The organism is Staphylococcus sp. HMSC068G11 (genome assembly GCF_001815825.1).
Taxonomy (GTDB): domain Bacteria; phylum Bacillota; class Bacilli; order Staphylococcales; family Staphylococcaceae; genus Staphylococcus; species Staphylococcus epidermidis.
The window spans coordinates 15,305-36,421 of the sequence record NZ_KV822063.1 but is presented as its reverse complement, the minus strand read 5'-3'; the positions used below and the strand labels follow the sequence as shown (position 1 = coordinate 36,421).

The following is a 21,117-nucleotide window of genomic DNA, read 5'->3' as shown; positions in this document are numbered from 1 at the left end:
TGAGCCTAATCGAGACCGAAAGGTCTCTTTTTTTATGCAAAAATAGTTTTAAAAAGAAAGTGTTTGATATGAGAAGTAAGGATCTCGACGAAGAGAAAGCGTTTTGAACTCATGAATTAGGGAGCGAGAGCAATGAAATTATTCGAGCTACAAGGATCAACAAGAGTTGAAAATGAAACAAGAGGCGAGCGCTTATCTCAAATGGATAAAGCTTCTTAACCGAGGAATTAAACTGACATTCTACAGTAAGACACTAAAATGAAGACGACGAATTAATAATATACTCGTCGCCTTGAGACTTGGATATAAAATTAGTTTAAATAAGCAATGAATATAACATTTTATTTTCATTGATATAAATATTAGAAGGATCAAATTGACATACACGATCTTTTAACTGAATGAGATCATCATGATGTTTCAGCTGTATACCTATAATAACAGTTCCAGTGTTTTGTGATGTTTTCTTTAAATATTCAAATTTTGTAATATCGTCTTGAGGTCCGAGGACATCATTAACGAATTCTCTTAAAGCACCAGGTCTTTGTGGGAAATTTAAAATAAAATAATGTTTCATTTCTTCAAATAGAAGAGAACGCTCTTCTATTTCTTTCATACGATTAATATCATTGTTGCCTCCACTTACTATGCAAACAATTGTTTTATTTTCAATCTGCTTTTTATACTGCTCTAAGGCACTTACACTTAAAGCACCAGCTGGTTCAGCAACAATCGCTTGTTTAGAGTACATATCCAGAATTGTGGAGCAAACAGCTCCTTCGTCAACTTGAACGTAATCATCCACTTTATCTTTCGCAATTTCAAAAGTAATATCACCAACTCTTGCTACTGAAGCTCCATCAACAAACTTATCAATATTTTCTAAAGTAACTATACTATGGTTGATAATGACTGATTGATACATACTACTGGCACCAGTTGGTTCAACACCGATAATTTTAGTGTGGGGGGAATGTGTCTTAAAATATGTGCTCACTCCTGAAATAAGACCGCCACCACCTATAGCAGCAAATACATAATCAAATGTATTATCCTCTTTTTCAGCTTGATTTAATATTTCCTTAGCTATAGTGCCTTGTCCTGCAATGGTATATACATTATTAAATGGATCAATGAAATTCATTTTATGTTGCTTCGTATAGTTTAAAGCTTGTGCTAAGCAGTGATCAAATGTATCGCCAATTAGTACTATTTCTACGTTATTATCCCCGAAGAATTTGACTTGATTGATTTTTTGCCGTGGTGTAGTTACTGGCATGAAAATAACAGCTTTTAAATTGAGTTTTTTTGCAGTATAAGCAACACCTTGAGCATGATTTCCAGCACTTGCGCAAGTAATACCTTTATTTTTTTCTTCATTGGATAATACTGATATAGCATTATAAGCTCCTCTTAATTTAAAGGATCGTACCCACTGTAAATCTTCTCTTTTTAAATAAACATTACAATTATATTTTTGAGATAAGTAATGATCGAATTGTAAAGGAGTTTCTTTTACTATATTTTTCAGACGTAAATATGCTTCATCTATATCTTTTGTCGAAACTTTAGTTCTTACTGTCACTGTCTTTCACACCTTTAAAAAGTTTTTTCGTATTTTTCTATTAAATTTTCAAATTGTAAAGTAATAGCAATATCGTCTAAGCCATGGATTAATTTATTTTTCCAGGTTTCATCTATATCAAAATGAAAAGACTGAGACACCGTAGACACTGTTTGATTAGGTAAATCAACAGTTATTTCATCAAATTGAGCTAAATGTTCTCGTTCTTTCTGATTTAAACATATAGGTAACATTGCGTTTTTAGTACAATTCATGTAAAAGATATCACTAAAACTTCCTGCAATAATAATGTTAAAACCATAATCTTTTAAGGCCCACGCTGCATGCTCACGGCTAGAACCACAACCAAAGTTATCTCCAGTAATGAGAATTGACGCACCATGATATTCAGGTTTATTAGGATTAAAATCGGGATTATCACTACCATCAGGTAAGTAACGCCATTCATCAAAAGCAAAAGGTCCAAAGCCTGATTTAGAGACCCGCTTAAGATGCACTTTGGGAATGATTTGGTCAGTATCTATATTGTCATAAAAAAGGGGGACAGTTTTTCCGGTATATATTGTTATCGGTTTGATTTCCAATTACACTACCACCTTTCTAACATCAATGAATTTACCATTAATCGCAGCAGCTGCTGCCATAGCAGGAGATACCAAATGTGTACGAGCGCCTTTGCCTTGTCTTCCTTCAAAATTGCGATTACTCGTGGAGGCACAATGTACTCCTTCTGGAACTTGATCTGGATTCATACCTAAGCACATAGAACAACCTGGTTCACGCCACTCAAATCCAGCATCTTTAAATAATTTATCTAGCCCCAGAGCTTCAGCTTCCTTCTTAACAGTTCTTGAACCCGGAACCACAATAGCAGTAATATTTGGATGTACTTGTTGTCCTTTAATAATATGACTTGCTTCAATAAGATCAGATAATCTTGCATTCGTGCATGAACCTAAAAAAACGTAACCTAATTTTATATCTTCGGCTTTTTGACCTGGGTGAAGTCCCATATAGTCATAAGCACGTTGGTCATTTGCATTTTTAATTTCTGGGAATGGATTACTAAAACTAACTCCCATTTCTGGGTTAGTTCCCCAAGTAACTTGAGGTTCTAGATTTGTTACATCAAGTTCAATAACTTTATCAAAATAGGCATCATCATCAGAATAAAGTTCTTTCCACCACTCCATAGAACTATCAAAATCAGTAGCATAAGGACGACCTTTTACGTAATCAAATGTTGTTTCATCAGGTTGCATTAAACCATACTTTGCTCCGGCTTCAATAGCCATATTACATATCGTCATACGTGCTTCCATGGATAAATTTTTTATAGTTTCCCCAGTAAATTCAAGTGCATAACCAGTACCGAAATCTACACCATATTGATTGATTAAATATAAAATAATGTCTTTAGCATAAACTCCAGGTGGTAAAGAGCCATTTATATTAATTTTCAAATTTTTAGGTTTTGTTTGCCATAATGTTTGTGTAGCAAATACATGTTCAACCTCGCTTGTTCCTATCCCAAATGCGATAGCACCAAATGCGCCATGTGTAGCAGTATGGGAATCTCCACAAACAATAGTTTTTCCTGGTTGTGTTAATCCAGTTTCTGGTCCAACCATATGTACGATACCTTGTTCGTCAGAACCCATATCAAAAATATGTACGCCAAAGTCCTTAGCATTTTGTTGTAAAGTTGTAATTTGTTTATGGGCAATTTCATCTTTTATATTAAAAATATCAATTGTGGGAACATTATGATCTAAAGTTGCAAAGGTTAGATCAGGTCTTCTAAGTTTACGATTTTGTATTCTAAGTCCTTCAAACGCTTGAGGAGAAGTAACTTCATGAATGAGATGTAAATCAATATACAATAATTGTGGTTCACCTTCTTTTCCATGAAGCACATGTTTTTTCCATACTTTATCAAAAAGTGTTTGACCCATAATTTTCTCCTCCTCTTATAAATATTTTTCTTTAAGCAACTTAAAAATTTCTGAAGTTCGATATTGTCCACCTAAATCTGCAGTTGTCTTATTAGATTGAATAAACGAGTAAACAATTGACTCAAGTTCGTTAGCCGCATCAATTTGATTTAAACTTTCTCTTAAGCAAAGTGCTAAAGAGAGAACCATACCAAATGGATTCGCTTTATCTTCATTAGCTATATCTGGAGCTGAACCATGAATTGGTTCATACAGACGTGTACTTGTTTGACCAAAACTAGCTGAAGGAGAAAGACCTAGAGAGCCTGGTATAACAGATGCTTCATCACTTAAGATATCTCCGAAAAGATTCTCTGTTACAATCACATCAAATTGCGTAGGTTGGGTGATAAGATGCATACTACAAGCATCAACTAGCATATGATTAACTTCTACTTCTGGAAAATCCTTTTTTACATCATTTACTATCTGTCGCCATAACTTACTAGAGGATAGAACGTTTTCCTTATCAACAGATGTTAATTTTTTACGTCTACGGTTTGCAAGATTAAAAGCGATTCTCACAATACGTTCAATTTCTTGACTTGAATATTTTAATGAGTCTAAAGCTTCATTTTTTTTAACATAGCTTGGTTCACCAAAATAAATACCGCTCGTTAATTCTCTTACAATAACTAAATCGGTGCCTTCTACAATATCTTGTTTTAGTGGTGAAAGATGACTAGCCCCTTTAGTTACAAATGTAGGGCGAATATTAGCAAATAAATTTAAGGATTTTCTCAGTTTTAACAAACCGTGTTCTGGACGATTATTTGGGTCTGTCCATTTAGGCCCTCCAATCGCGCCTAATAATATAGCATCTGCATTTTTACATGATTGTAATGCTTCATTAGTTAAAGGTGTACCATAATTATCTATTGAGATACCTCCAAAATGATGACTTTCCAAATGGTATTCAAAATGATATTTTTCACTTATTAATTTTAAAAGTTCTAATGTACCAGATAGAATCTCTGGTCCTATACCATCTCCAGGTAAGGCAACTATTTTATAACTCATGTACGGATACCTTCTTTCAACTCATATTCTGAAATATATTTAGCATGAGCATCGATATATGCTTTACATGAGGCTTTTAATATATCGTGGTCTATACCTATGCCAGTCACTTCAATATGATTAATAATGATTCGTACATGTACTTCTGCTTGAGCATCAGTACCTTCTGTTACAGAGTCAATACGATAATCAATCAATTCTGCGTCTTTCTTGAAAATTCGGTCAACAGCATTATAAATTGCAACAATTGAACCCGTTCCAATACTTGAATCTTGTTTAACTTGTCCGTTTCTTTCCTTTATAACTACTACTGCACTTTGTAGACCTTTAGATACGTATTGAAGTTGTAAGTTATCAAGTTGAAAAATAGCATTGTGTTCATGTTCAGAGCCATGTATAATTGCATGAATATCTCTATCGGATACATTTTTTTTCTTATCTGCAATTTCCTTAAATTGTTTAAATAATGTAATTTGATCTTCCAATTTAATTTCATACCCTAGAGCTTTAAGCTTTTCGGCAAATGCATGTTTACCAGACAATTTACCTAATGGCAATTCTGTATTATTTACACCTACGAGTTGAGGTGTCATGATTTCATAGGTTTCACGATGTTTAAGCACACCGTCTTGGTGAATTCCGGATTCATGACTAAATGCATTTTGACCTACTATAGCTTTATTTCTAGGTACACGGATACCAGCATATCTTGAAATTAAGTCAGATGTTTTCTTAGTTTCTTTAAGGTTAATTTGAGATTCAAGACCATAGTGGTCCTTCCTTACATATAAAGCTAAAGCAACTTCTTCAAGTGCGGCATTTCCTGCTCTTTCACCAATACCGTTCACTGTACCTTCAATACGTCTAGCTCCACCTTCAATAGCTGCTAAACTATTAGCAACTGCCATTCCAAGATCATCATGACAATGTGCACTAAAGATAATTTTAGAATTTGACTTAACGGCCTGTGTTAATTGCTTAAAAATTTCACCATACTCAGTAGGATAACTAAATCCAACTGTATCAGGGATGTTGATAATTGTGGCTCCTGCGTTAATCGCAGTTTGAACACATTCAATTAAAAATGGAATTTCAGTTCTTGTTGCATCCTCTGGAGAGAATTGTACGACTTCAAAAAATTGTTTAGCATAAGAAACGTGTTCTTTGATTGAAGTTAAAACTTCATCTTGAGTCATTTTTAATTTATGTTCTAAATGAATAGGGGAGGTTGCAATGAATACATGTACTTGAGGTTTTACAGCTTCTTTAGTGGCTTCATATACAGCATCAATATCAGATTTTTTACATCTAGCTAATCCACACACTGCTGTTGTAGTCAAAGTTTTGGCTATAGCTTCTACTGATTTAAAGCTACCAGTACTAGAAGCAGGAAAACCTGCTTCTAGTACATCTACTCCCCATTTTTCTAGTTGCTTGGCAATTTTCAATCTTTCATCAAAGCTAAAATTGACTCCTGACGTTTGTTCACCATCTCTAAGTGATGTATCAAAAATTTGAATATGTTCTTCCATTAAAAACACCCCTCTACTGTTGTTATTTTTCAATACTTTTAGATTTAATGAATGGCATCATTTCTCTTAATTCACGTCCAACTTGTTCAATTTGATGACCATGTTGATCTTCACGTAATTGATAGAATTCTTTAAAGCCATTTTTGTTATCTTCAACAAATCTACGGCTAAAGTTACCATTTTGAATATCTTCAAGTACTTTTTTCATATTTTCTTTAACATCAGGTGTAATTACTCTTGGTCCAGAAACATAGTCGCCAAATTCAGCAGTGTTAGAGATAGAATAACGAACGTTTTCCATTCCGCCTTCATACATTAAATCAACAATTAATTTCATTTCGTGTAAGACTTCAAAATAAGCTAATTCAGGTTGGTAACCTGCTTCTACAAGTGTTTCGAATCCACTCTGAATTAATTTGGAAACTCCTCCACAAAGAACAGCTTGTTCACCGAATAAATCTGTTTCAGTTTCTTCTTTAAATGTCGTTTCAATGACCCCGGCACGAGTAGCACTAATGCCTTTTGCGTAGCTTAAAGCAATGTTTCTTGCTTGGCCTGTAGCATCTTGTTGAACACCAAATAATGCTGGTACGGCACTTCCTTCAACAAATGTACGTCTAACTAAATGACCGGGTCCTTTAGGTGCTACTAAAAAGACATCGACATCACTAGGTGGTTCGATAACACTGAAGTGGATATTAAAACCGTGTGCGAATGCTAAAGCATTTCCTTTTTCTAAATGTGGTTTAATTTCCTCGTTATATACTTTACCTTGAATTTCATCAGGCAATAGTACCATCACTACATCAGCTTGTTGTGTAGCATCACTTACCGTATAAACATCAAATCCATCTTCTTTAGCTTTATTAAATGATCGTCCTGGACGTAGACCAATGACTACATCATAACCATTGTCCTTTAAATTTTGTGCATGTGCATGTCCTTGTGAGCCATAACCAATGACAGCAATTTTTTTAGCTTGTAATGCATCTTGAGTTACTGTTTCATCGTAATATACTTTTGTCATAATAAATTCCTCCAGTCATTTTATCGAAAGTTCTGAATTTTCAAAATAATATGTGCGTAAAAGGTGCATGATGTTAGTTATGTTTAGTTGATTTTTCATTTTAACTAGCGCATCAAAACGTTTACTCACTTTTTACACTTAGTACATTTACTTGTTGTGATAGTTTTTTAAGAACAATTTTAAAAGTATCATCATCTTTAATATTGACTTTGAGTTTCATATTAGAAATTCCTTCTTTGTCTGAATGTTTAACATGAAGTTCATCAATATTACATTGTAAGCGAACGAAGGCGCTAGTAATTCTGTTCAAAGTACTCACTTGATCAACTAATGTAAAATGAATTGTTCGTTCCATTAGTAACCCTCCATTTCATGATTTGATTTGCCACTAGGTACCATTGGATTAACTGGTTCTACAGGTGAGATTCTAACTTCAATGAGTGCCGGTCCATGATATGCAAATGCTTCATCAATTGAAGATTCTAATTTATCAGGAGAATCTATCAAGAATCCCTTAACGCCGTATGCTTCCGCCATTTTCATAAAATTAGGTTGATCATTAAATACAGAATGAGAAAATCGTTTATTAAAGAATTTATCTTGCCATTGTTTGACCATACCTAAAGTTCCATTATTAATAAGTACTATTTTGACATTAAGTCCATATTCTGGAAGTAAAGCCATTTCTTGGTTCGTCATTTGAAAACCACCATCTCCTACAAAACAAACAACTGTTTTCTCAGGTTCAGCTAATTGTGCTCCTATTGCTGACGGAATTCCGAATCCCATAGTACCTAAACCGCCACTTGTTACCCATTGGCCATAATTTTTAAATGGGTAGAATTGTGCTGTCCACATTTGGTGTTGTCCTACGTCAGTTGTAACAATTGCATTTCCATTGGTAACTTTACCAATATATTCAATTGCTTTTTGTGGTTTACAAAATGTTTTATCATTATCATCATATTTAAATGGATATTTACTTTTGTTATTAATACAATAATCGTTCCATTCTTCGTGGGTGGATGTTAAAACTTGCTCATGGCATAAATTCTCAAGCACAAGTTTGCAATCAGCGACTATACCTAAATCTGTATTAATAACTTTATTTATTTCAGAAGGGTCGATATCGACATGTACAACTTTTGCATTTGGTGCGAATTCATCAGGCTTACTTGCAAGACGATCATCGAATCGACTACCTAAGTTGATAAGTAAATCACAATTTGTTAATGCCATATTACTTGCATAAGATCCATGCATGCCACCCATACCTAAAAATAAGGGGTGATGATAAGGTATTGCTCCAAGTCCAAGGAGAGTTGTGACAGTAGGGATTTGATGTTTTGTCACAAATTCTGTCAATAAATGATTAGATTTAGAGTGATTAATACCAGCACCTGCAAGAATAAGAGGTTTCTTAGATTCTTTAATCATATATATTAACCTATTAATATCCTCTTTATTAGGGTTACTATTAACTTCATAGCCAGGAATATTAATTTCTTGCGTAAGTTCAACATCAGTTTTAAGAACACCCATATCTTTAGGAAAATCAATCACTACAGGGCCTTTTCTTCCAGTGTTCGCTAAATGAAAGGCTTCATGAACAATTCTTGGAATGTCTTCGATCTTTTTAACTTGATAATTGTGTTTTGTAATAGGTGTGGTCATCGAGAGTAAATCAGCTTCTTGGAAAGCATCTTTACCTATACCAGGTGTAGCAACTTGACCAGTAAAAACGACTAGTGGTAAAGAGTCACTAAATGCATCAGTAATACCCGTAATGGCATTTGTTGCACCAGGTCCGCTTGTTACAACAACGACTCCTGTTTTACCAGAGACACGCGCATATCCTTCAGCAGCATGTGTAGCACCTTGTTCATGACGGGCAAGAATATGTTTGATTTTCCCGTCATAAAATGTATCGTATAAAGGTAAGACAGCACCACCAGGATAACCGAAGATAAAATCTACATCTTCTTGCTGAAGTGCTTCAACTAATAATTGAGAACCACTGCGTGTTATTAAGGGTTGTGAATTCTTTGTTTGATGCACAGAAGGGTGAGGCGAAACCATTGATTTTTGATTTGACATTTTAATCATCTCCTAATTAAATAAGGTTTTCCGGAACTTGCATAATACCACCAGTATTAGCGCTTGTGACTAAACTAGTATATCTAGCTAAGTAGCCTGTTTTAACCTTTGCTTTAAATGGTTCAAGCTGATTTTTACGACGATACAGTTCTTCTTCAGATTGATCTACGTTTAGAGTTCTATTGATTAGATCAATCGTAATTTTATCACCATCTCTTATTAAGCCAATGGGTCCACCTGAAGCGGCTTCAGGTGAAATGTGTCCAACTGCAATACCTCTAGTTGCACCCGAAAATCTACCGTCCGTAATTAATGCAACATCTTTACCTAATCCTCTGCCCACTATGGAAGACGTAGGGGCTAGCATTTCTGGCATTCCAGGACCTCCCTTAGGTCCCTCATATCTAATAACAACAACATGTCCCTCTCTTACTTTATGATTATCAATGGCTTCAACAGCTTCATCATGAGAGTTGAAACAAATTGCCTTTCCTGTAAATACTTTAATTGAAGGATCAACTCCACCGACCTTGATTACCGCTCCTTTAGGTGCGAGGTTTCCGAATAAGACAGATAATCCACCTTGCTTATCATAAGGGGTTTCAAGAGGATGAATAACTTCAAAATTTTTGATGTTTTTACCTTCATTATTTTCTCTCAAGGATTTACCCGTAACTGTTAATCTATCTGGATGTAAAGTACCATCCTTTTTCATTAATTCATTTATGATAGCTGGCACGCCACCTGCTTCATGAACATCATGCATAGAATAAGAAGAACTAGGTGCAATTTTAGAAAGGTAAGGTGTTTTTTTAGCAATTTCATTAATACGTTCTAAGTCGTAGTCAATACCTGCTTCATTTGCAATTGCAAGAGTATGAAGAACAGTATTAGTAGAACCTCCCATGGCCATATCAAGAGCAAAAGCATCATCAATCGCATCTTGTGTGATAATATCGCGAGGTTTAATATCATGTTTAATATTTTCAACCAGTCTGAATGCAGCTTGTCTAATCATTTCACGACGTTGGTCACTCACAGCTAGAGCTGTACCATTATATGGTAGGGCTAAACCTAAAACTTCCATTAAACAGTTCATTGAGTTTGCGGTAAACATACCGGCGCATGAACCACATGTAGGACAAGCGTTTTGTTCCATGTCTAAAAATGCTTCTTTTGAGATTGTTCCTTCTTTAAAAGCTCCAACCGCTTCAAACATTGAAGATAGTGTCAATGCCTTACCTTGAGCGGAAAGACCAGCTTTCATTGGGCCTCCTGAGCAAAAGATAGCTGGTACATTTGTTCTAACTGCTGCGAGTAACATTCCTGGCGTAATTTTATCGCAATTAGGAATGTAAAATACACCATCAAACCAATGAGCGTTAATAACTGTTTCAGCTGCATCTGCGATAATTTCTCTTGAAGGTAAAGAATATCTCATGCCAATATGTCCCATAGCTATTCCATCGTCAACACCGATCGTATTAAATTCGAATGGGATAGCACCTGCTTCTCTAATAGCTTCCTTTGCGATGTCTGCTAATTCTCTTAAATGAACGTGGCCAGGAACAATATCAATATAAGAGTTACAAATTGCTACGAAAGGTTTATTCATATCTGTAGGTTGTTTAAGAGCGCCAGTCGCATGTAAAAGACTTCTTGCAGGAGCTTGGTGATCTCCTTTTTTGATCATATCACTTCGCATATATCATTCCCCCATATAATTATTTAGAAAATAAAAAAACGTCCCAATGAATATTGGGACGTTGTTAAGTCCCATCCAACTAGAAATAGGACTTAAACATTTAGAAGTTAAAACCTTTCTAAAGTTCGAGTCCTTACGAGTATAATAAAATGATAATAGCTTGTTGAGTTGTTGGTAGGTCTAGCGTAGATAGATAAGTCATTTTATTATACTCCTTTCGTTGAATGGTCATTTATTCTTAATAGTTTGAATTGTTTTAAAATTTGATAAATTCAATTTACTACATGTGATGAATTGTGTCAATAATAAATTTAGAATTTTCTAAAAATTTATAGAGGACAAGCTTAAATATTTTACGAAGAAATTTGAATTAAAATTTGTTACAATGATTAAGTTAATAAACCATGTAGAAATGTATATATATCTTTAAATATAGAGATAAATTGATTTTAAATAATCATATATAGGAGAGTAAAAATTGATAACTATTCACAATTTAAATGAAATGGATAAATTTGCTCAAATACTTGTAAAACATTTAAGTGCTAAGGACTTGATTTTACTAAATGGTGACCTAGGAGCAGGGAAAACTACATTAACACAATTTATAGGAAAATCGTTAGGTGTTAAAAGAACGATAAACTCACCAACATTTAATATAATCAAATCTTATACAGGTTCAAGCATACGATTACATCATATGGACTGTTATCGACTTGAAGGTGAGGAAGATGATTTAGGTTTCGATGAATATTTTGAAGACAATGCCATCATAGTTATAGAATGGAGTAAATTTATCAAAGATTTCCTTCCTCCTAATCACTTAACGATTAATATAAATGTCAAAAATGCGAATGAGAGACAAGTATCCATTGAAACACATGGACAACATTATGCATTAGTAAAGGAGGCAATTTTAAATGAACTATCTTCTAATTGATACGTCAAACCAACCTTTATCAGTAGCTATTATGAAAGATAATGAAGTGATTGCTGAAAAAACAACTGATATCAAAAAGAATCATTCAGTGCAACTCATGCCTGAAATAGCAGAAATTCTTTCAGAAAGTAAAATAAATAAAGCAGAAATAACTGATATCGTGGTAGCGGAAGGTCCAGGTTCATATACCGGTCTTAGAATAGGGGTTACTGTTGCTAAAACATTAGCTTATGCATTAAACACTAACTTATATGGTGTCTCATCACTTAAAGCACTTGCTAGCACAGTCAAAGACAGTATGAAGTTGTTAGTACCCATTTTTGATGCTAGAAGAGAAGCAGTTTATGCAGGTGTTTATCAATATCAGGACAATGAATTAATAACCATTATTGATGATACTTATATACCTATTTTTGAACTTATTGAAAAACTTCATCAACTAAACCAACCTTATGTGTTTGTAGGATATCATACCGAAAAAATAAAACATTTATTAGACAGTGACATCATAGAACAGTTACCAAAAGCTTCAAGTATGAAGCAATTAATTCAAAAACCAGAAAATATACATTCATTTACTCCTAAATACCATAAATTATCAGAGGCGGAACGAAATTGGTTAAACCAACAAGAGAACAATTGAATATTAGGAAAATGAGTGTGGAAGATGTACCTAAAGTTTTTGATATAGAAAGAGATAGTTTCTCACACAGTTCGTGGTCAATCGATGCATTTTATCATGAAATAGAAAACAACGAATTTGCAACATATTTTGTGATAGAATTTAGTGACAAAATAATTGGGTATGTTGGTTTATGGTTAGTCGTTGATCAAGCACAAATTACAACGATAGCTATATCAAAGGCATTTAGAGGCTATGGTCTTGGTCAACTTTTACTTAAATATGCAATGAACTATGCACGTTTTTCTTGTGATGTGATGAGTTTAGAAGTAAGAATAGATAATGATGTTGCACAACATGTTTATAGAAATTTAGGATTTCAAAATGGTGGAAAAAGAAAGAATTATTATGGAGAAGGCGAGGACGCATTAGTCATGTGGGTGAATTTGAAATGACAAATAATACATTAATTTTAGCAATAGAAACAAGTTGTGATGAAACGAGTGTAAGTGTAATAAAGAATGGCACTGAACTTTTATCTAATACTGTTTTAAGTCAAATAGATAGTCACAAACGTTTTGGTGGTGTTGTACCTGAAGTTGCTAGTAGACATCATGTTGAGGGGATAACAGCAACTATAGATGAATCATTAGTGAGTGCAAAAGTGAAAATGGAAGACATTGACGCTATTGCAGTAACACAAGGCCCTGGATTAATAGGAGCTTTATTAATTGGTATTAATGCGGCTAAAGCATTGGCATTTGCTTATGATAAGCCTATTATTCCAGTACATCATATTGCTGGTCATATTTATGCCAATCACTTAGAACAACCTTTAACGTTTCCACTTATATCATTGATTGTATCTGGTGGTCATACTGAACTGGTATATATGAAAAATCATTTAGATTTCGAAGTGATTGGTGAAACGAGAGATGATGCAGTAGGAGAAGCTTATGATAAAGTTGCTCGAACAATCAATCTACCTTATCCTGGTGGACCGCATATTGATCGATTAGCAGCTAAAGGTAAAGATATATACGATTTTCCAAGAGTGTGGCTCGAAAAAGATAGTTATGATTTTAGTTTTAGTGGTCTTAAAAGTGCTGTAATAAATAAACTGCACAATTTAAGACAGAAAAATATTGAAATTGTAGCTGAAGATGTTGCAACAAGTTTCCAAAATAGTGTTGTAGAAGTTTTAACACATAAAGCTATTCATGCTTGTAAAAACTATCATGTTAATCGCTTAATTGTTGCAGGTGGTGTTGCTAGTAATAAAGGATTAAGAGCTGCACTAAGTGAAGCATGTAAAAAAGAAGGCATACACCTTACTATTCCAAGTCCTGTTCTTTGCACTGATAATGCAGCGATGATTGGTGCTGCTGGATATTATTTATATCAAGCAGGTTTGCGTGGCGATTTAGCCTTAAATGGACAAAATAATATTGATATTGAAACTTTTTCTGTTTAAATAATATTTCAAAGCGCCTATCTAAGAGTGACTACTTTTAGATAGGCGCTTAACTTTTTTATAAATATTAAACTAATTAATTATAGAGGTTTCGAATATTTTGTTGAGCACGCTGATAAATATCGATAGGAAACTGTGTAATACGCAGTAATTCAATTGCATTACGTGTATTGGCTTTACCAGGTTTAATTTTATAATCGAAAAATATGCTATTTTCTTGAATAGATTCATTAAAATGATAATTATTATATGTATTTTCTAATAATATTGATAGTTCAACATCATGTGTCGCAGCGATAACCTGATATGCTTTTTGATTATCTAAATACGATAATACTGATTCAGAAGCGGCAATACGTTCAGTTGTATTCGTTCCTTTAAAAATCTCATCTATAAAACAATATATCTTATTGCACTGATAAGTGTTAAATAATCTACGAATAGACTTGAGTTCTGACATGAAATAACTGTCACCACTTAAAACGTCATCCGCATTTGCCATTGATGTCATTACATAGCCAGGTTGATAAATAAATGAGTGAGCTGTTGCAGTTTGTATCGATTGAGCTAAAATCAAATTTAGTGCAACTGCTTTCATAAATGTAGATTTTCCTGATGCATTAGAGCCTGTGAGTAATATATGATTTGAAATGTCAATGGTGTTAGCAATCGCATTTTCTTCATCTAGCAGAGGATGAATGATTGATTTCATTTGAAGGCCATTAATATTGTTATTGATTTTAGGATAACAATAATGTGTCAAAGTATGTTGATACATAGCTATAGAGTAATGATTATCTAATATACTTATACATAACATGCCATAACTTCTTCTTGATACTTAAAGTAGCTACGTTGTATTAAATGAAATAAAACAAAATCTATCATGAATACTAATTTAATAAACATAATTATGCTACTCACCATATCTTGTGATTCTACTCTAGCTAATAAACCGCTAAAACGACGTGAAGCTTTAAAATGAGTAAAATCAACACTTATCGCTGGCGTGCTCTCAATCTTACTTAAAGCTTGACTTTGCTTTATAACATTAGCAGTATAAAAAACTGATTTTAAATCTTGGTCATAAGATTTTTTTAGTTTGAAAGATAATATTGCATTTAAAATCATAAAAGTAAGACATATTAATATACCTTTTGAAGGAATTAAAAAAATGAATGCGAACCCAATAAATGGTAACAACGGACAAAACATTAATAAAATATTACGCTTAGAGGGTAACATTTGATCTGGAAACAAAGGGTATACATTTTTACCAATTTTAGAAAGAATGTAAGATACATTTAAACGAAATACTTTATTATCTTTAAACATGTTTATTAATGAGGTTTGATTTACCTTAAACATACCTCTTAAAGTTGCATATAGTCGCATTTCACCAATTGCAGTGAAATTAAAATTAATTTTATGAAATAACGTATCCATATTTAGGTCTGACCAAGTCTTATCGTCGATAAATGACTGCTTATTATAATGATCACGGTAAGTACGGTATTGGGCATCGAATCGTGAATTAGGACGTATAAAACTTTCTAATTTTAATTTGTTATCCCATAAAGTATTTATTTTAGCAATCTGTTTACGTCTCTCTATTATAGATATAATTACATTTACAAGTGTAATTAGGATGATGAAAGTTAATATAATTAGTACTAAGGTTTGATTGTTCGTCATGAAGTTTAGTTCTCCTTTATCTTTCTCAATAAATTATTTCATAAATGAATATCTGAAACAATTAAAAATGGAAAATAAGTTGTCAATAGGGAACGTGCGTACTTATCAACAAAATGTGAGTAAGTTGTGGGTAAGTAGTTAAGTTGTTTGTGGATATGTAAATAAATAAGTTAATTTTAAAGCATAAAAGTGTCAATTTACTTGTGGATAAATAGGATAACTCTGTGGATATTGATTATGAAAGTAATTCATGCTGTTAATAATATTTGTGTAAAAACATACTAAAAGACACCGAAAAGTCATATATTCGACTTTTAGGTGTCTTGTCATTATGTTGGAAATTAGAGCTTTTCTTGTAATTTTTCCCATTCTAACATTATTTGTTCTAATTTTTGTTCGGTTTCGGATTTTTGATTGGCAAATTTACTAGCTTTTAGAGGGTCGTTAAATACTTCAGGCTGTGTTAACTGTTCTTCGATATGTGATATTTGTGATTCTAATTCTTCGATTTGTCTTTCACAATGTTCAATTTGTCTTTCTAATTTACGTTGTTGTCTTTTTTGTTGTTTTTGACTGAAATAGGTTGAAGTATTTGCGTCTTGATTTATCTCTTTATTTTCAAAATTATTTTGAATTTCTGTTTCATGTGCTTTGATAGCAATAGCTTCTTCAGTTTTCTCAATATAATACTGATAATCTCCTAAATACATTTGGCCACCATTAAGGTTTAAATCAAAAACTTTATTTGCAAGTTGGTTAATAAAATAACGATCATGTGATACAAAAATAATCGTGCCTTCAAAATCTTTCAATGCTTGTTCAAGCATTTCTTTAGAATCAATATCTAAATGGTTAGTCGGTTCATCTAAGATAAGAACATTATCACGTTGTAACATTAAAAGTGCTAATTGTAATCGTGCTTTTTCTCCGCCGGATAAGTCATTGATAATTTTTTTAACGTCTTCTTGAACGAACAAGAAACGCCCCAATACTGCACGTACATCTTTTTCATTCATGTGTGGATATTGATCCCAAACATAATCGAGAATGGTTTTATTTGATTTAAATTCAGCTTGTTTTTGATCATAGTATCCAATTTGTAAATTAGCACCAAAGATAATTTGACCACCTAGTTTTGGATGTTTTTCAGCAATTGTTTTTATCAATGTTGTTTTACCAACACCATTTGGCCCAATGATAGCTATATGATCCCCTTTAAAGACTTCGAGGTTTATAGGTCGTGTAATAGGTGAGTCGTAACCAATCTTTAAATCATGAATATGCATCACATCATTACCAGTATTACGGTCGAAGCCAAATTGTATATTTGCACTTCTAGCATCTATCATAGGTTTATCAATACGTTCCATTTTTTCCAATGTTTTACGTCTACTCTTAGCCATGCCACTTGTAGATGCACGAGTAATATTTTTTTCTACAAAGGTTTCTAAACGCTTGATTTCTTCTTGTTGCTTTTCAAATTCTTGCATGCGCTTTTCGTAATACTGATTACGTTGCTTTATAAATTGCTCATAGTTTCCTACATAGTGTTTTACATTTCCTAGAGCAACATCATAAACTTGAGTTACAATTTTATCTAAAAAATATCTATCATGACTGATAATCACAATTGCTCCTTTAAAGTACTTTAAGTAATCCTCTAACCACTTGGTTGTTTCCATGTCTAGATGGTTAGTTGGTTCATCAAGAAGGAGTAGATCGGGTTCTTTAAGTAACATTTGAGCAAGAGAAAGACGTGTTTTTTGACCACCACTAAAATCATTAATAGGCTTGTTGAAATCGATTTCTGTAAAGTTAAGCCCGTGCAGTACTGTTTTAATTTTACTTTCATATTGATAACCATCTAATTGCTCATAACGATTAGTTAAAGTTTCATATTTTTCAATATGTGATTGATATTCATCGGATTCATAATCTTGTCCATTTCGTGCAAGCCAATCTGTTTCATCCTTAATTAAATTTTCAATTTTTTTAATGTGTTCAAAGGGCTTAGACATTTCTTCAAAGACAGTAGCTTCTGAATTGAGTGTCATTTGCTGAGTTAAATAACTCATTGTTAAATTTTTGATTTTTGATATATGACCACTATCGTAATTTTCGACACCTGCTATGATTTTCATTAATGTCGATTTACCAGCTCCATTACGGCCTACTACGCCGATTCTTTCGCCAGTTTTCACCTCAAAATTAACATCTGTGAAGATATCTTCACCATCGAACGATTTGGAGATGTCATTAAGTTGTAAAAGTATCATTCGATTCTCACCTTTCTATGTATTTGAAATAGGTTTAAACTATATATAAAGTATTTGTTTTTAAATATTTAAATTTTTGTTAATTCTATATTATCGAATTTTAAATAGAAAAATAAATTGCGTACGTTGTCTTGAAATGATGTTAAACTCAATTACCTCTATTCTACAGTATTCATAGAACACATGAAACTAGGATATTTATTTTTAAAAATTAATAATGTATAATGTTTAAGTATTCGTTGTAGACAATTATTTGTATTATGAGATGACATTCAACATATGTTTTAACTCATTTACTGATTTTAAAGATATATGCATAATATACGTGAAAAAGGGGGTTAGATATATGTCAGATGATTTTAAAATTCCTCGCGCTACATTAAAACGTTTACCTTTATATTACAGATTTGTCAGTATTTTGAAAGGTAAAGGTATAGATCGTGTTAATTCTAAAACAATAAGTGAAGCACTACAAATTGATTCAGCTACAATAAGAAGAGACTTTTCATACTTTGGTGAATTAGGAAAAAAAGGATATGGATATAATATAGATAGTATGCTTGAATTCTTTAAATCAGAATTAAGTGAGAGCGATCAAATTAAAATTGCCATTATAGGTATTGGTAATTTAGGGCGTGCATTACTTACATATAACTTTTCAATACATGATGAGATGACAATTACTGAAGCTTTTGATATTAGATCAGATATTATAGGTGAAAATATTGGTGACGTTGTGGTAAAACATAGCGATGATATCAAAACGACATTAGAATCAGAAGATATTGATGTAGTCATTTTAACAACACCAGATAATGTAGCACAACAAGTTGCTGATGAACTTGTGAAAGCCGGTGTTAAAGGTATACTAAACTTTACACCACGTCGAATTAAAACACCCCAAGATGTCCAAGTACATCATATTGACTTTGGTATAGAGTTACAATCATTATTGTTCTTCATGAAAAATTATAGTAAATAATTAATAAAAATCACTTTAACATAGTACTCTCAATTGAGAGTGCTTTTTTTATATTAAACAGTTACAATAGATTATAAATACGAAACTTTTTTAACAAAAATTGTAAGTTGATATTTATTGAAATGGGAGATTGAAACAAGTGACTCAAGAAATAAATTGTAATTTCAAACCACATATTCCTAGAATAATGACAGTTCCTGGTATATTGTTGATACGTGAAAATAAGTTGGAGTTTCAGGCATATAATCAAAACAATAATCCATTCAATATCCAATTCGAACTCTCTAGCATTGTGCGGTATAGAATATCTAAAGGTTTATTAGGAAATAAATTGTTTATTTATTATTCTGATCGAGAGTGGTATAAATTTAGTAACTTATCTAAAAATGACTTAAACAAACTCACAAAATATTTATATTAAAAAATAATAAAGAAAATTAAGAATTTGCAAAATATTGTCCTTTCTACTATAATACCCTAGTATTTATATCGGAAAAAGGTGATAAAATGGTTTGGACAATTATAAGCGGACTAGTCGTTGGCATATTGCTAGGATTTGTAATGCAGAGAACAAGATTTTGTTTAGCTGGTGGATTTAGAGATATGTACGTTCAAAAGAGTAACAAAATGTTTTATGCATTGCTTATTGCTATTACAGTCCAAAGTATTGGTTTACTTATTCTAAAGAACTTGAATATTATTGAGGTTCCAGCAGAAACATTTCCAGTTATAGGAACTATTTTGGGATCCTTTGTTTTTGGAATAGGAATAGTATTAGCTGGAGGATGCGCGACTGGAACTTGGTATAGGGCTGGTGAAGGGTTAATTGGAAGTTGGGTGGCATTAATATTTTATGCATTGACTTCAGCCGTAACTAAAACTGGGGTACTTCTTCCAATAATGAATCAAATAAATAAACCGACACAAGTCAGCACAAGTATGACAAGTACAACTGGTATACCACAATGGATTCTCGTAACGTTATTAACTGTAATTACAATATTTTTAGTTGTAAAAACAATTCGAAAGCCTAAAATAATGGTGCCCCAACTTAAACAAAAATATAGTGGTATTAGACATTATCTATTTGAAAAAAGATATCATCCATTTGTTGCTGGCATTGCAATAGGTTTTATTGCTCTACTTGCTTGGCCTATGAGTGAATCTACTGGGAGAATGGGTGGCTTAGGTATAACAACACCATCTGCAAATCTTGTAAATTATCTTATTTCAGGAGATTTAAAATTTATTGATTGGGGTGTGCTTTTGGTACTAGGTATATTCATAGGTTCTTATATAGCTGCAAAAGGGTCTAAAGAATTTAGATGGAGATTGCCAGATATTAAGACAATTCGCAATAGTGCGCTTGGTGGCATATTTATGGGATTTGGTGCTTCAGTTGCAGGTGGTTGCTCTATCGGTAATGGTTTAGTAGAGACAGCTACAATGAGTTGGCAAGGATGGATTGCTTTAGCCTCTATGATTATTGGTGTTTGGTTTATGAGTTATTTTATTTTTGTAAAACCTATGAAAAAGTTACAACAAGTATCTCAAAGCTAAGATTGGTTATTCAAATGTGACATTAGATAAAGTGAATGAGGAGGTATATCAATGGTATACGAATTAGGAACAGTAGGGATGGTTTGTCCATTTCCTTTAATAGAAGCACAAAAGAAAATGAATGATTTAAATCAAGGGGATGAATTGAAAATCGATTTCGATTGCACCCAGGCTACCGAAGCATTACCTAATTGGGCTGCAGAAAATGGATATCCAGTTACAAACTATGAGCAACTTGATGATGCATCATGGACGATTACTATTCAAAAGGCATAAAAACTTATAGTTATAAGGTTGATAAAAAGATTTTTTAAGGATAGAAAATTAAGCAAATTTAATTATAGATTAAATTGACGAGAAAAAAGTTAAATTAAGTAGCCATTAGCTATATCGTTGAAAGAAAGAGCTAAACTTGAAGACTGTTTTTAATTTAATGAAATTCGTTAGTAGAATTATGATAGCCTGAGACAACAATCATTGTCCCAGGCTTATTTATTATTGTAATGAGATAACTAAATCAAGATTATCTTTTTATTATACTCATTACTAACATGGTGTAACGAAAGTAATTTGTTTTTAGTACTACGCTTATATATACAATGTAACTT

Annotated in this window: 18 protein-coding genes and 1 pseudogene; 8 read left to right on the top strand and 11 right to left on the bottom strand. The window is 32.8% G+C overall.

All coding sequences use genetic code 11. From position 1 onward, the window contains the following. Positions 1-316: 316 nt before the first annotated feature. From ilvA to ilvD, 9 genes are all read right to left on the bottom strand, one after another. A complete protein-coding gene (ilvA, locus tag HMPREF3058_RS02915; RefSeq protein ID WP_002447538.1) occupies positions 317-1,585 on the bottom strand; it encodes a threonine ammonia-lyase IlvA in 1,269 nt (422 codons plus the stop codon). 14 nt (positions 1,586-1,599) lie between these two features. Next, positions 1,600-2,169, bottom strand: coding sequence for a 3-isopropylmalate dehydratase small subunit (gene leuD / locus HMPREF3058_RS02910; protein WP_002447537.1), 570 nt, complete (start codon positions 2,167-2,169; stop codon positions 1,600-1,602). Next, complete coding sequence (gene leuC, locus HMPREF3058_RS02905) at positions 2,170-3,540, bottom strand: 3-isopropylmalate dehydratase large subunit (protein ID WP_002499506.1); 1,371 nt, start codon at positions 3,538-3,540, stop codon at positions 2,170-2,172. A gap of 15 nt (positions 3,541-3,555) precedes the next feature. Then, the gene (leuB, locus tag HMPREF3058_RS02900; RefSeq protein ID WP_002491517.1) at positions 3,556-4,599 is read right to left on the bottom strand and encodes a 3-isopropylmalate dehydrogenase; all 1,044 of its coding nucleotides are present in this window, start codon (positions 4,597-4,599) and stop codon (positions 3,556-3,558) included. Then, positions 4,596-6,131: a 2-isopropylmalate synthase gene (locus HMPREF3058_RS02895; protein ID WP_002491505.1), complete on the bottom strand. Its 1,536-nt coding sequence runs from the start codon at positions 6,129-6,131 to the stop codon at positions 4,596-4,598. The genes leuB and HMPREF3058_RS02895 overlap by 4 nt, the downstream gene beginning before the upstream one ends. A 22-nt stretch (positions 6,132-6,153) precedes the next feature. Beyond that, a complete protein-coding gene (ilvC, locus tag HMPREF3058_RS02890) occupies positions 6,154-7,158 on the bottom strand; it encodes a ketol-acid reductoisomerase (RefSeq protein WP_070731127.1) in 1,005 nt (334 codons plus the stop codon). Between the two features lie 121 nt (positions 7,159-7,279). Beyond that, positions 7,280-7,513, bottom strand: coding sequence for an ACT domain-containing protein (locus HMPREF3058_RS02885; protein WP_001830009.1), 234 nt, complete (start codon positions 7,511-7,513; stop codon positions 7,280-7,282). After that, on the bottom strand, positions 7,513-9,237 hold the full coding sequence (ilvB, locus tag HMPREF3058_RS02880) for a biosynthetic-type acetolactate synthase large subunit (protein ID WP_049386127.1): 1,725 nt from the start codon (positions 9,235-9,237) through the stop codon (positions 7,513-7,515). Before ilvB ends, HMPREF3058_RS02885 begins: the two co-directional genes overlap by 1 nt. A 34-nt stretch (positions 9,238-9,271) precedes the next feature. Then, on the bottom strand, positions 9,272-10,960 hold the full coding sequence (gene ilvD / locus HMPREF3058_RS02875; RefSeq protein WP_002491537.1) for a dihydroxy-acid dehydratase: 1,689 nt from the start codon (positions 10,958-10,960) through the stop codon (positions 9,272-9,274). 478 nt (positions 10,961-11,438) lie between these two features. On the opposite strand from ilvD, the gene tsaE reads away from it, so the two are divergent. From tsaE to tsaD, 4 genes are read left to right on the top strand one after another with little or no spacing between them, the layout of a single operon-like run. Beyond that, complete coding sequence (gene tsaE / locus HMPREF3058_RS02870) at positions 11,439-11,900, top strand: tRNA (adenosine(37)-N6)-threonylcarbamoyltransferase complex ATPase subunit type 1 TsaE (RefSeq protein WP_002491515.1); 462 nt, start codon at positions 11,439-11,441, stop codon at positions 11,898-11,900. Beyond that, entirely contained in the window at positions 11,881-12,543 is a 663-nt protein-coding gene (gene tsaB / locus HMPREF3058_RS02865; protein WP_002487323.1) for a tRNA (adenosine(37)-N6)-threonylcarbamoyltransferase complex dimerization subunit type 1 TsaB, read from the top strand. Before tsaE ends, tsaB begins: the two co-directional genes overlap by 20 nt. Then, complete coding sequence (rimI, locus tag HMPREF3058_RS02860; protein WP_002491491.1) at positions 12,516-12,977, top strand: ribosomal protein S18-alanine N-acetyltransferase; 462 nt, start codon at positions 12,516-12,518, stop codon at positions 12,975-12,977. Before tsaB ends, rimI begins: the two co-directional genes overlap by 28 nt. Beyond that, entirely contained in the window at positions 12,974-13,996 is a 1,023-nt protein-coding gene (gene tsaD, locus HMPREF3058_RS02855; RefSeq protein WP_002491524.1) for a tRNA (adenosine(37)-N6)-threonylcarbamoyltransferase complex transferase subunit TsaD, read from the top strand. Before rimI ends, tsaD begins: the two co-directional genes overlap by 4 nt. Positions 13,997-14,072: 76 nt before the next feature. Here tsaD and HMPREF3058_RS02850 read toward each other — a convergent pair. Next, positions 14,073-15,691, bottom strand: a pseudogene (locus tag HMPREF3058_RS02850) (MutS family DNA mismatch repair protein). Between the two features lie 341 nt (positions 15,692-16,032). Further along, the gene (locus tag HMPREF3058_RS02845) at positions 16,033-17,967 is read right to left on the bottom strand and encodes an ABC-F family ATP-binding cassette domain-containing protein (protein ID WP_002491501.1); all 1,935 of its coding nucleotides are present in this window, start codon (positions 17,965-17,967) and stop codon (positions 16,033-16,035) included. A gap of 346 nt (positions 17,968-18,313) precedes the next feature. Between HMPREF3058_RS02845 and HMPREF3058_RS02840 the strand changes: the two genes are divergently transcribed. From HMPREF3058_RS02840 to HMPREF3058_RS02825, 4 genes are all read left to right on the top strand, one after another. Further along, the gene (locus HMPREF3058_RS02840; protein ID WP_002457908.1) at positions 18,314-18,949 is read left to right on the top strand and encodes a redox-sensing transcriptional repressor Rex; all 636 of its coding nucleotides are present in this window, start codon (positions 18,314-18,316) and stop codon (positions 18,947-18,949) included. Between the two features lie 139 nt (positions 18,950-19,088). After that, positions 19,089-19,370 (top strand): hypothetical protein, encoded by a 282-nt coding sequence (locus HMPREF3058_RS02835; RefSeq protein WP_002495670.1) that lies wholly within the window; start codon positions 19,089-19,091, stop codon positions 19,368-19,370. Between the two features lie 86 nt (positions 19,371-19,456). Further along, entirely contained in the window at positions 19,457-20,509 is a 1,053-nt protein-coding gene (locus tag HMPREF3058_RS02830; protein ID WP_002475007.1) for a YeeE/YedE family protein, read from the top strand. A gap of 51 nt (positions 20,510-20,560) precedes the next feature. Further along, on the top strand, positions 20,561-20,785 hold the full coding sequence (locus HMPREF3058_RS02825; RefSeq protein WP_002447520.1) for a sulfurtransferase TusA family protein: 225 nt from the start codon (positions 20,561-20,563) through the stop codon (positions 20,783-20,785). Positions 20,786-21,117 lie beyond the last annotated feature (332 nt).